This is a genomic window from Rhodospirillaceae bacterium (genome assembly GCA_018660465.1).
Classification (GTDB): domain Bacteria; phylum Pseudomonadota; class Alphaproteobacteria; order Rhodospirillales; family JABJKH01; genus JABJKH01.
On sequence record JABJKH010000115.1, the window covers coordinates 1 to 14,798 of the forward strand.

Genomic DNA, 14,798 nt, shown 5'->3' on the forward strand with positions numbered 1-14,798 from the left:
GCGGGAAAGGATCAAACTGAAAACAATGGAACACCGGCGCTTGCAATACCGCAAATACGCCGCTTAATATCTTGAACCAGATGAGCCAGATCCTCCTTTAGATCAGGCCGGTGATTGTTCCAATTTATATGACGACGGACAGTATCCGCCAAGACGCTCGGACGTTTTTATTTTTATGGTTTCCAGCCGTTTCTGGTGGATCAGGAAAAGGCCGTCGGCAAAGTTGTTCCATTGCTGGATTCTGTCGACATTTTCCTTAGCAGACTTGATCCTTTGGGCGGTAGCAGACGGGACTGAGAGCGTTAAAGCAAGAATCGCTGCGAGAACGATCAAGAAGAATTGATCATAAAGAGTCTTCGACACGGCTATTCCCCTGATTTCTTCTTAATCCAATCTCTAAAGCCGCTTTCTTTATACCCTTTTTCGACCACGTAGTCATAGACTGCTTTAAAAACTGGTGGATTAGCATAGCCCGGCATACGATAGACTTCGCCTTTTTTATCATGGAACTGTGTGGTCGGTGTGAAGGTCACCGCCATGGATTTGGCGATCTTACCCTCGGTCGACTTATTCCCCTCGAAATCGACAAAGGGTCTCTCGCCCCGCATGTCCATCTGAACGATATGAAAGTTGGCTTTGGCGACGTCCACAATCTCTTCATAGGCGAAAGCGACCTCGTGCATTTGTTTGCAATATGTACAGCCCTCTTGCTCCCACAACAGGACCAACAGCTTTCCAGAATCCATCGCCGCTTTATGGTCCTGGCGGAGGTCAAACGTTGTCGGCATGAACCAATCTTGATGATGGAATCCCTTGGGCGCATCATAGTTTGCCCGCGCCACCACAGGGAATGACAAGGCGGCGAAACCAAGACCTGCACCGAATGCACCGGTTAGAAATTTTCTACGATTCTGCATGGGAACCTTTGCCGCTTTCAAGTTGATCTTTTGTTTGTCCAGTTTAGTTTCCGCAGTATTTTGAAACAACCGTTCTACAAGCGATTTCAAGTAATTGTGATGAGAATTTTATTCCTGAAATGAAACCGATGATCACAGTGACCCTCCATATAAACTGGATGCCTGGAACATTCGGGCGTTTGCATCATCGCGGGCCAACCGCTTAAAATGGCAAACCAGAGAAATCGGATATTCCATTGGCTCAGCCGCAAACTGGTTCCAAATTTTCTGACTATATTTGCAACAAATCGGGAGACATTGCGCGCGTGCTAAAGGTTCTTACGACGATTGCCTTAAAGGGTGTACTGGAAGAATTGGCGGGTGACTTTCAGCGCCAGACAGGCCATGAATTTGCCATGACGTATGGGCCAAGTGGAACGGCCTTTGATCAGTGCCGAGGGGGGGCCGTTTACGACATTGTAATCGCCACCCCTGATACAATCGATACATTGATTTCCGAGGGTTTCGTTGTGGCCGGATCGCGAGAAAAATTTGCGACGTCTATTGTGGGCGTTGCGGTCAAGGCCGGTGCGTCCCATCCCAACATTGAAACCGTGGCAAATTTTAAACAGGCTTTGTTGGATGCGAATTCGGTCGGATATACAAATCCCGCAACGCTGGCGGCGAGTGGCGTGCATATGGCCAAGGTGCTCGACGACTTGGGTATTCTCGACGTCGTGAACGCCAAGACGACATTCGGACAAGGCGGGTCGGTAGCAGAATTTTTGATAACGGGTGAAATTGAAATTGCCTTGCAGCAAATCTGTGAGCACAGGCTGGTTGAGGGTGTGGAAATCGTTGGTCCGGTTCCTGATGCCATTCAAAAAATCACGACTCTATCGGTTGGGCTGCATGCCCAGGCGACAGAACGCGAGACCGGGACTACCGTGATAGAGTGGCTGACCTCACCTGATATCAACTCGGTTTTAGACCGCCACGGTCTTTTTCCCATAGATTGAGGAGTAATGCATATGAACACGGCACCAGATGGAATGACTGCTGAAGAATGGCAGGCGCGTATTGATCTTGCCGCCGTCTATCGGCTGTGCGCCCACTACGGTTGGGGCGATTTGATCTATAATCATTGCTCCATGCGGGTGCCGGGAGAGCCCACGAAATTATTGATGAAACGCCATGGGGATATGTGGACGGAGGTCACCGCATCAAGCCTCGTCAAAGTCGATATGCATGAGGATTTAGATGAATCGGCAGGCATCAACAGGCCCGGGTTCACCTTGCATGGCGGCGTGTTGCAGGGGCGTCCCGACGTGAATTGCGTGGTTCATGTTCATACCGATATCGGCATGGCCATCACCGGTTTAAAAAGTGGTCTTCGAATGTTATCTCAGGCGGCGACCCGTTTTTACAATCGTGTCGGCTACCATGCTTACGAAGGGATAACGGAGGACTTTGACGAACGTCAGCGGATACTGGATGCGCTTGGAGAAAACCGAGCTTTGATCCTGCACAACCACGGTTTGGTAACCGTTGGTAAGACCGCGCGGGAGGGGTTCATTCTGATGAAATACCTGATGAGCGCCGCCACCATCCAACTTAAATTGGAAGCAACGGGGAGTGAACTCATCGAAATTCCCCCCGACGTTTGTGAAAAAGTAGCGGCTCAATTTGCAAACCATGACGCCGGTCGCGGCTCAGCAGACTGGCCTGCCTATTGTCGCTTGATGGATGGTATTGATCTGAGTTATCGGTACTAATTACTCTAGGCGATAAGTCTCAATAATTTAAGACTCCCTCATATCCCGCGCCGTTGTACCTGTGCTGCTGTTGGTGGCGTATTTGCTCCAATTTCGAATATAAGCTTCGTCGCTTAGGCTGGTTTGTTGGACCGAAGGGCGCTCGCGCATCAATTGGAGCCATTGTTTGAGGCGGGTGTGGTCTTCTGGGATTTCAATCCCTCTGTATTCGGCGAGGGCTGGAAAGCGGCTTAAGTGGGGGTAGAAGGTGAGGTCGACCAAACTCAGGTCTTCGCCCAGCCAGAATGGGCCGTCGCTGAGTTTGCGCAGGCCTTCGAACTCCATGAACTCTATGGCTTCAAATATTTTTCGTTTGTGAAGCACTTGGCCTTCATCGTCTTGTGCCAGCATGCATTTATAGAAATGCGGTATTAACCGGACGTTGGCGAAATCGATCCAGGTGCGCGCGACGGCCCGGCCTGCTGGATCTTGAGGCAGGAGCGGGTGGTCCGGGTAGACTTCTTCCAGGTATTCGTTGATTACGGCTGATTCAAAGACCACGGTGTCGCCATGCCGGACGACAGGCACTTTGGCATAAGGCGAAATTTCGAAGAACCAATCTGGCTTATTATTCAGGTCGATGACGGTTAGCTTAGCATCCAATCCCTTTTCCAGCAGGGCCATGCGGGTGCGCTGGGCATAAGGGCAGGAAGCGGAACTGATAATTTCCAAGATCGGCATGGATTCCTCGTATGTACTTTGGGTTAAGATGCTTTATATTTCTGACATAAATTTTTACATCGAAAAGTCTCCAAATGAAAACGTCTAACCCAATTCTTGTTGAACTCACCCGCGGCGAGCTCGTGGAATCCTTTCATCGGGGGGCTGTTGCGGTGGTGGATGGTTCCGGGGCGCTCACAGCCAAATGGGGTGACGTGGATCGATTGATTTACGCTCGCTCCGCCATAAAGCCGTTGCAGGCTTTGCCACTAATTGAAACCGGGGCGGCCGATAAATTTAGCCTCAGCGATCAAGAAATTGCCCTCGCGTGTTCATCCCATAGCGCCGAAGAAATTCATACGGATACAGTCAGTAGCTGGCTCACACGGCTGGGTCTAGGCGAAGACAATTTGGAATGCGGCACCTGCCCGCCCTTGCTTGAGGAAACGCGGAAAGCTTTGTATCGCGCCCAGAATGATCCTACTCAGGTCCATAATAATTGCTCCGGCAAACACACGGGAATGCTGAGCACAGCGCAGCATATGGGTGAACCGACAGCTGGCTATATCAAATTGGAACACCCAGTTCAGCAACGCATTAAAGAAACCCTGGAAGACATGATGGAATGTGATCTTTCCGAAGCACCCAAGGGGATTGATGGGTGTGGAATTCCAGTAATGGGCATGTCGCTCACGGCAATTGCGACGGGTATGGCAAAGCTCGCTAATCCAGATCAACAGGCACCGTCACGGCAACGCGCGATTGGGCGCATCAGCAAAGCCATGGCGGCCTACCCTTATCTGGTGGCTGGCAAAGACCGCTTCGACACGGCCTTGATGCAGGCGACGAAGGGAACCGTATTATCCAAGGGCGGTGCGGAAGGTGTTCAGGTTGCGTTTGTGCCTCATTTAGGGTTGGGTATTGCTTTGAAAATAGATGATGGTGCCAGGCGGGGCGCTGATGTCGCCATGGCGGCCGTGCTCCAACAATTAGGCGCACTTGAGGATGCCGTTTTGGATGCATGGCTGGAAATGCCATTAAAAAATTGGGCCGGGACATTAATAGGTACTGCCCGACCAAATGGGGGGATATTTACATGACGAAGACGATTTCTGCACAGGCATTACGGGCGAAGATTGTAGACGGCAGCGAATTGGCGCTGCTGGATGTACGGGAAGAAGGAATTTTTGCACAATCCCATTTGCTTTATGCGCGACCAATGCCGATGAGCCAGCTGGAGATGCGGATTTTTGATCTCGTGCCCAGAAAGTCCGTGCCAGTTATTCTGTGTGATGCGGGGGAAGGGCTGGCAGCGCGTGCGGCAGAGAAACTAGCGGGCTATGGCTATAGCGATGTTTCCGTTCTTGAGGGGGGTAATCAAGGCTGGGAGGATGCTGGGTACGTTCTGTTCAGTGGCTTTAATGTTCCCAGCAAAGCCTTCGGTGAATTCGTCGAACACAATAATGACACGCCCAATATTTCCGCCGACGAGTTGAAAGCGCTGATCGATAGCGACGAAGACATGGTGGTGTTGGACAGTCGCCCGTTTCAAGAATATCACCGCATGAATATCCCAACCGGCGTCGATGTGCCGGGGGCCGAGCTTGCCTACCGAGTACACGATATTGCGCCATCGCCGGATACATTGGTGGTGGTCAATTGCGCCGGACGGACGCGCAGTATCATCGGCGCGCAATCGTTGGTCAATGCGGGAATTCCCAACCGCGTAAAAGCGCTTAGGAATGGCACAATGGGATGGCAGCTTGCAGGCTATGAGTGCGAACACGGCAGCACCCATCTTGCCCCCGATGTTTCGGACCAAGGCATGGAAAAAGCACTGGCCGTAGCCGAGCGCGTTGCAGCCAGGTTCGGTGTGAAGACCATCGACATGGCCGGGCTGAAAGAATGGCAGGATGACGCGAGCAGAACGACCTATCTTCTGGATGTCCGCCACCCTGAAGAGTATGAGGCCGGGCACATGCCAGGATCAATCTCTGCCCCCGGCGGACAATTAGTTCAGGGCACGGATTTATTTATTGGAACTTTAGGTGCGCAGGTCGTGCTTATCGATGATACCGGCGTACGCGCCACCATGGCGGCACACTGGCTAATTCAGATGGGCTGGAATGATGTGGTCGTGCTTCAAGGTGGGCTGGATGTCGAATTAGAAACCGGCGCTCACGTTCCGACTATTCCAGGGTTGAACGAGATCAGCGTCGATGAAATATCTGCCGCTGAATTGGACGCGTCGGATGCGGTGTTGATTGATCTGGCGACAAGTGCTGCCTACAAGAAAGGTCATATCTCCGGAGCTTGGTTCGCAAATAGGATGCTTTTAGAAGATGCCTTGAAGGTCCTTCCAGATACGTCCTGTTTGGTTCTGACGTCGCCAGACGGAATCCTTGCCAGATTGGTGGCGCCCGAAATTCAGGCACTAACCGATACACCGGTCAAAATTCTTAAGGGTGGGACAAAGGCATGGAAGGCAGCGGGATTATCGTGGAGCGAAGGCGCGGAGAACATGGCCACGGCGACCGATGATGTCGTCTTAAAACCTTATGACAACGAGAAGGAAATTCCCGCCGCGATGAACGAATATCTGACCTGGGAGCTTGATCTGGTCCGCCAGATTAAAGAAGACGGCACGACGGACTTTAAGGAATTTTAAGACCACATGAAGCTCATCTTGATCGTCAAACGCGGTACGGACGAGACCACTGTTGATTTGCTGCAAAAGGCGGCGAAGAAATTTAAGGTGGACGTTATCGCACATGACTATCGGGATCCGCTGCCGGAACTTAATCCGACCGAAAAATATCTGCTGTACCGCGTCGCCCCTTACCCAGGCACCTACGATAAAGAAAAAGAATTTTATCAGACATATTGCTGTGTATCGCTGATCAGATACGCCTATAAATATTCTCTACAGTTGATGAGTGATCTCGGCGGGTTTGCCATTCCAAAAACCGAAAAAGTAACCGTGCCAAGCGATGATCAATTGGCGGAAACAGCGGAACGGGTGGGCGGCTATCCGCTGATCGTGAAACATAAAATTCCGGGCGGTCACGGCATCGGCGTTATTCAGGTTGATAGCCTGGAAGGCTTGCTCTCCGTCGCTCGGACGGTGTTTGCGCACGGCGATACATCATCGTTTCAAATGCAAGAATTTCTCGCTCATGATCGGCACGCGCGTCTCATTGTGCTGGGCGGAGAAGTCATCGACAGCATCGCTTATAATAAAACCAACGATGATTTCCGCACCAACCGTGCGGAAAAAGACATCGATGTAGAGCCGGTGAAATTTTCTAAAGAAGTCGAGCAGGCTGCCATTCGAGCGACAGAAGGGCACTTATTCGATTTCGGCGGTGTTGATGTGATTGAGGGAGACGACGAGAACTATGTCCTGGAAGTCAATAACCCGGCCTACTTCCCACGCGCCCAGCTTAGTACGAAATTTCCGACGTCGGAAAAGATGGTTGAATATTTGATCGCGAAGGCGTCCCAAGAGCCGAGGGCTGAGTGGCCTGGAGAAGGTCCTCGACCGGTCGTGGTCTTGATCAACGACGCTGAGGATAAACTGCTCAAGGCTGCCTTCCAGCGCCAGGCTCGATACCTAGATTTGTGGGTTTTGGAGGTGGCACCCGATGCCACGGAATTCCCCGATCTTCGTGCGGACACGTCTTATCTTCTCTATAGAACATCGGTGACGGGGCGGCAGACGGAAATTGAAATTCACGAGCAATTTAAGTGCACCTCGTTTGCCGGCAGCTATCCGGTGCTTACTGATCCTGCCTACGACCGGAACGCACTTTATCGGAAGCACGATGTGCCGTTTGTCCCGAAAGCCACGCTGCGTGAAAAAAGCATCCCGTATTTAAAGGATCAACAGGCCGATGTCGGAGCCTTTCCATTGATGCTGAGGTCTGCAGGGGGAGGGGCCACAAGCTTTGCTCAGGTCGATACGTTCGAAGGATTGATCAGCCTGACCGACTACGTCCTGGCCTTGAAAAGAACTGCGACCCTGCAGCCCATCCTGAACATCGCCCATTTCGTGCGGTTGGTGGTTTTGGAAGGCGAAGTCATCACGGCAATAGAATATTTGTCCAAGGGGGAAGGGTGCTATTGTTTCTCAGACTTTGACATCGTGCTGCCGTGGTCGGCTCCGAATGACATCAAGGACTTAGCCTGTAAGGCCGCGCGCTTGCATGAACTTGATTGCACGGCGGTAAATATCGTGATTGATGCGGACGGAAAAGCCATGGTTGAAGACCTGACGTACCCGTTCAATTTCTATCGTGAAGAACACGTGACCGGCGTCAACGTGGCCGAAAGAATGCTCAATCGATTGCTGGCGCGCTGCGCTGAAATTAATGCTTAAGGAGACGTTTTATGGATTTTGGATTAACAAATAAAAAAGCCGTTGTCGTCGGCGCAAGTGAAGGGATCGGCTTTGCATCTGCCATGGGGTTGGCAAGGGAAGGGGCGGAAATATTTATCGTGTCGCGAAGTCTCGAAAAGTTGGAACCCGCCGCTGAAAAAATCCGTAAGGAAACCGGCGCCGTTGTCCACGTTAAGGCCTGCGATATCACCAAGGCAGGTGAGGTTGATCAATTGAGCGAGTGGCTGGCTGGTGAAACTGACTACGTTGATATTTTGGTGACAGCTGTCGGCGGCAGTGTACGCCGGGCATTCGAAGATTTATCCGATGATGATTGGTTGGCCAATTATGAATTCAACATTTTGGGGAACGTGCGCTTGGTGCGTTCGGCACTTCCACTCATTCGCAAAAGCGACACTGGCACAATCGTAATTCTGTCAGCCGCAGGGGGCAAGCAACCCTATCCGAACCAAGGCGTTTCCAACGTACATAAGGCAGGTGTCTTTGGATTGACGAAAACCCTAGCTTCTGAGTTGGTGGGCGAAGGTATTCGGGTAAATTCTGTTGCGCCGGGGCGGACAATAACGCCCCTTTGGACAAACCGGTTTGATTCTATTTCGAAAGAAAGAGGGACAACGCCAGAAGAGGTTCAAGAAGAATTTGCCAAGGAAATTCCCATCCAACGCTTCGGTCAAGCTGAAGAAATCGCCAATGTCGTGGTGTTCATGTGTTCCGAACGCGCAGCCTACATGGTCGGCCAATCGGTCAGCGTCGATGGCGGCATGACGCGGGGCTTGTTTTAGAAATTCAAAAATTAATCTGGTGAAGGCCAGGCGGGAAGCTGTGCATGCATTCCGCCCCGGCTTCAGTAATCAGCATCATCTCACCGGTCTGCACCCCTGCTTTTTCGTCAGTAGTAATGACATTCGGTTGAACCACCAAGCACATCCCCGCTTCCAGTTCCATGTCTGGTAGGGGGGCGTTCATGCGGCTTTTTGATCCCAGGATCGGCGGCAAGTAACCGCCGCCATAACCGTGCACCAGATCATCATAGATCGTGAACCCCGCATCTTCGATCACCTCCGCCGCCTCGACGATTTCTTCAGGCCGGGTGCCGGGGCGCAGTACGCCAACGATGGCGTTAAAGGCGGCTTCAGCGACGTCGTGGAGGTCTTGGTAAAGTGGTGTCGGGTCGGTATCGATGGTGAAGGTCCGAAGGACCTGGCCCGAATAATCCCAAAAGTGAGAACTGATTTCCGTGGTCAGGACATCGCCCGCGCTAACTTTGCGGGTCGAGGGGAATTGGCGGGGTACGCAACAGTCCGGGTTGGCCATGGATGTCACGCCGAAGTAATGGATTTGATTATCTCCACCCTGGTCCAGATATCCGCTTTCCACCAGCGCGCCCATGTCGCGTTCGTTCATCCCTGGGCGGAGGCCGCTTTTCAGGGCAGAGACGCCTCTGTCAGATAACGCGGCCCCGATCCTGAGCCAATCTAACTCCTCCGCCGACTTCACCCAGCGAAGCCGGATGTAATCGCGCGTCATGTCGATCACGGACGAGGCAAAACCTTGGAGCCGTTCGATCTGGGCCAGGGAATACATGCCGACGACTCCAATGGTCTCGCCGTTGGCTCCGCGTTTCTGAAGATCAACAATTGCGCTTTCAAGGCTTGAGACTCCACCCCAAGCGACCTCACACTTATGAACAAGCCTGCGGGCGAGCGGCGGATGATTGGTGTGCTGAATGTAGAGCTTGGGCTGCTCGCCAAGGGAATAGACAATGACCGCCTCCGCCGTTACCGGCCAACCCGTCAGCCACTGCACCGATGACCCTGCCTTCAAGGCACCGCGAATGATTACGTGGCGCACCTCTCGGCGTTCCATGGCGTCTTCGAAGGCTTTGCGGCGACGGGTGAATTCTTGCTCAGAGAACGTCGGGTATTCCTGATTCAAGATAGCGCTTAAACGATCAGGAAGAGTGTTCAAAGTATTTTCCTTAGCGCCAAAGAATCAAAATAATGATCGCTGCGATAACCAGCAATATCCCAAGCACTTCGGTATTGTTGGTTTTTTCTCGGAAAAAGAATACCGAAGCGATAAAGGTAAACACCAATTCAATCTGACCCAGGGCTCGGACATAGGCGCCGTTCTGCATGGTGAAGGCGGTGAACCAGCCAATCGACGTCAGCGTTCCGGCAAGCCCTGTTGCCAGGGTCCATTTCCAATGAACAAAAATATCTACGAAAGTACGCGGTTCCTTTATGGCGATATAGACGCCCATGATAACGGTTTGGATGACAACCGATACGGCGAGCGTAAAGGCTGCCGCCATGACAATGCCATCATAGCCCAGCGCCAACGCAGCCCCCCGGAAGAACACCACCGACATTCCTAAGAACGCGCCACAGGTCAGTCCGATTAGCGTGGGTTTCTCGGTCATGCTGGTGAGTAAAGTACGCACCGTGACTTTTGACTGTGCCGCAGACATCACCATCACGCCGACCACGGCAACGACAATTGCAACGCCCGCGCCAATGGTCAGCGTGTCGCCCAGGATCAAGAATCCTAGAATGGCGACTTGAATGATCTCAGTCTTTGAAAAGGTCGTCCCGACGGTAAAATTATGAAAAGAAAAAAGCCATAACAACAAGACCGTGAAGATGATCTGTGATAGCCCCCCCAAGACCGAATAGAGGAAAAACATGCCATTCGTTTCGGGCAGCGCCATTCCGCCGAATTCATATAGTCCCCAGACATAAAGGACCGAGAACGGCCAGGAATGGCTAAACCGAACATAGGCAGCCCCTAAGGTCGTGAGCCGCCCCTTTAAATGTTTTTGCAGGGCCGAGCGCATGTTCTGAAGAAACGCGGCTGCAACCGTTATGGGAATCCAGTATTCGATCATCGGGTCTTCTTTCGGGAAGAAACAGACTTGGGATAGGCCAGTGTGTCAAGTGTAAGGGCTACACCCCGGCCTGGACCATTAGCCCAACAGCCGCAATCGTCGCGACCATTTGAGCCAAATTGATAAACACGCTGAGGCGGTGGAGCGTTGCGAACTGGGCCCGTGCAGCCTCGTCGCCTTGGGAGCGGCCTTCACGGGCAATTTCGATCTTGGGAATGAGCCCGTAGCGGAGAAACAAAAACCCGAGTGTCACGGCTCCCATGATGGCAGCAGGCGTTGTGTGGACGGGGGCAGCAAGCCCGCTCGCAATCAGCGCGACAACTGCACACCACGCGTAATACCTCGGGAAAATTCCTCTCAACATTGGGGGACGTGCGTCTTCCGGGAGAAACTTAAATATCGCGGGTGCTGCAACGCTGGCGAAAAACAACATCGCACCTAATAAAAACGAACTCGCGATCAGGGATAGCGCTGGCAGCAAAGACATGGTCAAATTCTCCTGGCGATGTAGATATTGAAAGGAATGTGCTGAGCGTGCCGGAAAGTCAATTTCATCTTTTGCAAAGCAGGCGGTTTTTGCCGCTGTTCGTGACTCAGTTTTTGGGGGCGATGAACGATAATTTGTTCAAGCAGGCCCTCGTTGTCTTGGTGACGTTTCGCCTGGCTCAGGCGTTAGACATCAATGGCCAGATATTTGTTACGGTTGCCGCCGGGGTGTTTATCCTGCCGTTCTTTTTGTTTTCAGCAACGGCGGGTCAACTGGCGGATAAATACGAAAAGTCCCGTTCGATCCGAATTATCAAAGCCTTTGAAATCGCGATTATGGCATTGGCGGTGGTGGGATACTTTATGGAGGCCCCCTATTTTCTGATGGCGGTTTTATTTCTAATGGGAACCCAGTCGGCATTTTTTGGTCCTCTGAAGTACGGTATTTTGCCCGACCATTTGCGCGATGATGAACTAATCGGCGGCAATGCCCTGATCGAAGGCGCAACATTCATGGCGATCTTGATCGGCACCATTGCGGGGGGGCTGATTATTCTGACCGAACGCGGAACCGAACTGGTTTCCTTTGGCGTTATTTTATTTGCCGTTCTTGGGTGGGGCGCCAGCCGATCAATCCCAGAGGCAGCAGCGGCCGCCCCCGATCTTAAAATATCTTTCAATATCCCCAGCGAAACATGGCGGATGATTGGCTTCGCCCGGCAAAAGAAAACCGTCTTTATGTCGGTTTTGGGGATCTCCTGGTTTTGGGTCGTCGGGGCGACGTTCCTGTCACAGTTCCCAAATTTTACAAAGCTTGTGCTCGGCGGCGATGAAACCGTTGTGACCTTGTTTATGGCGATGTTTTCCATCGGAATTGGTCTGGGCTCACTCTGGTGCAACAAGCTTTTAGGCGGAAAAATTTCGGCACGCTACGTCGCGGTTGGAGGCTTGGCGATGACAGTCTTTATGGTCGATCTTGCAATCGCAACATGGGGTTCCACACCCGCTGCTGGCGCAATGATTAATGCCTCAACATTTATTGCAGAAACGACGAACTGGCGAATCCTGTTTGATCTGTTGGCCATTTCCATGGCCGCCGGAATTTACACTGTCCCCCTCTACGCGATTTTGCAGCACCACAGCGAACGACAGCACCGCTCCAGAACCATCGCCGCCAACAACATCCTCAACGCATTATTCATGGTGCTGGGATCATTGGTAGTGACCTGGATGCTTGGCAATGACTGGAGCATTCCCCAAGTGTTTCTAGTGTTGGCAATCGCGAACGCCTGCGTGGCCGGCGGGATGATGCGGCTCAGGAAATTGGTAGAATAAGTGTGCAATTTATCACAGCCCAATATTGCCATTTTCTATAAATTTGAGGGGTAATTTAGGAGTCCCGCCCAGAAGGAAATATTAAACGATGGCCGACGTGACGCTCTCTGCTGTAACACAAAGATCGCTGTTCGATACGCAGCGGCTTTCGGCGTTGCAACAGGTCAGTCAGGAACGGCTTTCGACGGGGCTTCGCGTCAACCGACCGACCGACAATGCGCAGTCCTTCTTCGCCGCCCAAAGCCTGACCAACCGGGCCAGTACATTGTTCGATGCCAAGGACAGAGCCAACCAGGCGGTAAGCGCCCTAGGTGCTGCCCAATCTGGTATCAACGCTATTAATCGACTGGCTGACTTGGCAGAGGCGGTCGCGCTATCGGCACGCGGTGGCTCAGCAGCCGAACGCGAGGCCGCAGCCCAGCAGTTCGACGAAATCCGTAGCCAGATTAATAATCTCGCCAATGATGTCAGTTTCGGCGGCGTTAATCTTATCAGTTCACAGCCCAGTACATTGGATGTGTCGTTCAGTGATAACGGTGGCTCGTCGCTCTCAATCGTCGGCGTCCCGTCGGATGCTCAGGCCTTAGGCATTAACTCGGCGGTCACGACCGGTAATAATTTTGCAACGGACGCAGATATTCAGAACGCTGTTGGGGAAATCGCCTCAGCAGTGACCACGCTTCGCTCGACCTCTTCATCGCTGGGGACGAACAATGCTGTTTTGAGCATCCGAGAGGAATTCAGCACCAACATTGCGAACATCGCAGAGGAAGGTGCCGCGAAGTTGACCGAGGCGGATTTAACTGAAGAAGCGGCGGTACAGGTGTCGCTTCAGGCGCAGGGTGAATTGAGTTTGCTTGGTGCTTCTATCGCCAATCAAACCAACCAAAGCATTCTTGATCTGTTTAGTTCTTGAGACGGAAAACGAAACATATGACGAATTCAGCGGCAAACGCGTATTTTCAGGCTCAAAAATCTGCGGCGACCCCTCGGTCGGCAGAAGCCATCGTGTTTACTCAGGCAGCAGTTGCCTTGGATCAGGCGAAAAGCCTGACCCATGACTACGAGGCTTATTCGGATGTGCTGAAATCCAATCAGAAACTGTGGACCGTGATGCAGGCGGATTTGCTGGAAGATGGCAACCGATTGACAGACGACCTGAAACAAAAGCTTTTAGGCATCAGCACCTTTGTTGATCAACAAACCCTGAAAGCGCTGGCCGACCCGCAGGCTGAATATTTGGACGCGCTGATCGAAATCAACAAAAACATCGCTGGTGGGTTGCGGGATCGACCCCGAGATTAGAAGGGCAATTGAAGGACTGGATTATTTGGGGAAATGATTCTAAATACTTGAATCATGAACAGTGCGATCAATTCACAAACCGGAAAATACGACCGGATTCCCGTCCTGGATATGGGGCCGTATCTGGCGGGTGAGCCCGGTGCGCGGGAGCAACTGGCGACCCAACTTCGTCACGTCCAGGAAAACATAGGTTTCTATGTCGTCACCAACAACGGTGTCGATTTTTCTCGGTTGGATGCTGCTTATGAGGCTTTAAAAAAGTTTTTTGCCCTGCCGATAGACGAAAAACTAAAATTCTCTATCGATGATACGTCGCTAGGATATGTGCCCATTCGCTCGACAGTTTACATTACGTCGATCATTAATGAGAACACCAAGAAGGATCTCAACGAAACCCTGACCTTGGCCCGCGAACGGCCCGCTGACCATCCTGCGGTAAAGCAACGCCGACGCTTTCATGGACCAAATCGTTGGCCTGAGATCGAAGGATTTCGCGATGCAGTTGTGGCCTATCAGGAAACCATCGCGGCGCTAGGACATAATCTACTACCGCTTTACGCCTTGGCCTTGGACAAACCGGCAGACTTTTTTGATCCTTATTTCAACGATCCTATCATGTGGAGCCGTAATGCGTACTATCCGCCTGTGAAGCCTGAGGACAATCAGTTCGGCATTGCTCCTCACTGCGATCATAGTTTTTTGACGATGCTGCCGTTGGCAGAAGAACCGGGGCTGCAAATCCTAGATCAGGACAAAAACTGGATGTGGCCAGACCCGGTCGAAAATGGCGTGCTCGTTAACACCGGCGAATTTCTAAATCGCTGGACGAACGGGCGGTTCCTGCCGACCCCGCATCGCGTTGTTCCGCCGAAACATGATCGTTACTCTATCGCGACGTTCTTTAATCCTGACTCGGAAACGTCGAGTGAGGCACTGAATACCTGTGTCAGCGCTGACAACCCGGCGAAATTTGAAACCACCTCAATGCAGGCTTATGTCGAGCATTATATCGACAC

At 52.1% G+C, this 14,798-nt stretch carries 16 protein-coding genes; 10 read left to right on the forward strand and 6 right to left on the reverse strand.

Translation table 11 applies throughout. From position 1 onward, the window contains the following. Window positions 1-102: 102 nt before the first annotated feature. Together HOM51_19365 and HOM51_19370 are read right to left on the reverse strand one after the other, a co-directional pair. Window positions 103-363, reverse strand: coding sequence for a hypothetical protein (locus tag HOM51_19365; protein MBT5036676.1), 261 nt, complete (start codon window positions 361-363; stop codon window positions 103-105). 2 nt (window positions 364-365) lie between these two features. Further along, window positions 366-917, reverse strand: coding sequence for a thioredoxin fold domain-containing protein (locus HOM51_19370; GenBank protein ID MBT5036677.1), 552 nt, complete (start codon window positions 915-917; stop codon window positions 366-368). A gap of 305 nt (window positions 918-1,222) precedes the next feature. On the opposite strand from HOM51_19370, the gene HOM51_19375 reads away from it, so the two are divergent. Continuing rightward, window positions 1,223-1,915, forward strand: a complete 693-nt coding sequence (locus tag HOM51_19375; GenBank protein ID MBT5036678.1) for a substrate-binding domain-containing protein — start codon at window positions 1,223-1,225, stop codon at window positions 1,913-1,915. 12 nt (window positions 1,916-1,927) lie between these two features. Further along, window positions 1,928-2,671 carry an aldolase gene (locus tag HOM51_19380; protein ID MBT5036679.1) on the forward strand — a complete coding sequence of 248 codons (744 nt, stop codon included), beginning with the start codon at window positions 1,928-1,930 and terminating at the stop codon, window positions 2,669-2,671. A gap of 27 nt (window positions 2,672-2,698) precedes the next feature. Here HOM51_19380 and HOM51_19385 read toward each other — a convergent pair whose 3' ends face one another. After that, window positions 2,699-3,391, reverse strand: coding sequence for a glutathione S-transferase family protein (locus HOM51_19385; protein ID MBT5036680.1), 693 nt, complete (start codon window positions 3,389-3,391; stop codon window positions 2,699-2,701). A gap of 74 nt (window positions 3,392-3,465) precedes the next feature. On the opposite strand from HOM51_19385, the gene HOM51_19390 reads away from it, so the two are divergent. From HOM51_19390 to HOM51_19405, 4 genes are read left to right on the forward strand one after another with little or no spacing between them, the layout of a single operon-like run. Beyond that, window positions 3,466-4,470: an asparaginase gene (locus tag HOM51_19390; protein ID MBT5036681.1), complete on the forward strand. Its 1,005-nt coding sequence runs from the start codon at window positions 3,466-3,468 to the stop codon at window positions 4,468-4,470. Then, window positions 4,467-6,038 carry a thiosulfate sulfurtransferase gene (locus tag HOM51_19395; protein ID MBT5036682.1) on the forward strand — a complete coding sequence of 524 codons (1,572 nt, stop codon included), beginning with the start codon at window positions 4,467-4,469 and terminating at the stop codon, window positions 6,036-6,038. The genes HOM51_19390 and HOM51_19395 overlap by 4 nt, the downstream gene beginning before the upstream one ends. A 6-nt stretch (window positions 6,039-6,044) precedes the next feature. Further along, window positions 6,045-7,748 (forward strand): hypothetical protein, encoded by a 1,704-nt coding sequence (locus HOM51_19400; protein MBT5036683.1) that lies wholly within the window; start codon window positions 6,045-6,047, stop codon window positions 7,746-7,748. An 11-nt stretch (window positions 7,749-7,759) separates the two neighbouring features. Then, a complete protein-coding gene (locus HOM51_19405) occupies window positions 7,760-8,551 on the forward strand; it encodes an SDR family oxidoreductase (protein ID MBT5036684.1) in 792 nt (263 codons plus the stop codon). Between the two features lie 4 nt (window positions 8,552-8,555). Here the strand turns inward: HOM51_19405 and HOM51_19410 are convergent, their stop codons facing one another. From HOM51_19410 to HOM51_19420, 3 genes are all read right to left on the reverse strand, one after another. Beyond that, window positions 8,556-9,737 (reverse strand): aminopeptidase P family protein, encoded by a 1,182-nt coding sequence (locus HOM51_19410; protein ID MBT5036685.1) that lies wholly within the window; start codon window positions 9,735-9,737, stop codon window positions 8,556-8,558. 10 nt (window positions 9,738-9,747) lie between these two features. Beyond that, window positions 9,748-10,653 carry a hypothetical protein gene (locus tag HOM51_19415; GenBank protein MBT5036686.1) on the reverse strand — a complete coding sequence of 302 codons (906 nt, stop codon included), beginning with the start codon at window positions 10,651-10,653 and terminating at the stop codon, window positions 9,748-9,750. Window positions 10,654-10,714: 61 nt separating this feature from the next. Then, a complete protein-coding gene (locus HOM51_19420) occupies window positions 10,715-11,143 on the reverse strand; it encodes a DUF4149 domain-containing protein (protein MBT5036687.1) in 429 nt (142 codons plus the stop codon). 122 nt (window positions 11,144-11,265) lie between these two features. Here HOM51_19420 and HOM51_19425 point away from each other — a divergent pair, with 122 nt between their 5' ends. From HOM51_19425 to HOM51_19440, 4 genes are all read left to right on the forward strand, one after another. Continuing rightward, window positions 11,266-12,477 carry an MFS transporter gene (locus HOM51_19425; protein ID MBT5036688.1) on the forward strand — a complete coding sequence of 404 codons (1,212 nt, stop codon included), beginning with the start codon at window positions 11,266-11,268 and terminating at the stop codon, window positions 12,475-12,477. 88 nt (window positions 12,478-12,565) lie between these two features. Further along, entirely contained in the window at window positions 12,566-13,393 is an 828-nt protein-coding gene (locus HOM51_19430) for a hypothetical protein (GenBank protein MBT5036689.1), read from the forward strand. A gap of 17 nt (window positions 13,394-13,410) precedes the next feature. Next, window positions 13,411-13,782: a flagellar biosynthesis regulator FlaF gene (gene flaF, locus HOM51_19435; protein ID MBT5036690.1), complete on the forward strand. Its 372-nt coding sequence runs from the start codon at window positions 13,411-13,413 to the stop codon at window positions 13,780-13,782. 54 nt (window positions 13,783-13,836) lie between these two features. Then, the coding region (locus tag HOM51_19440) for an isopenicillin N synthase family oxygenase (protein ID MBT5036691.1) at window positions 13,837-14,798 on the forward strand (962 nt) is incomplete at its 3' end.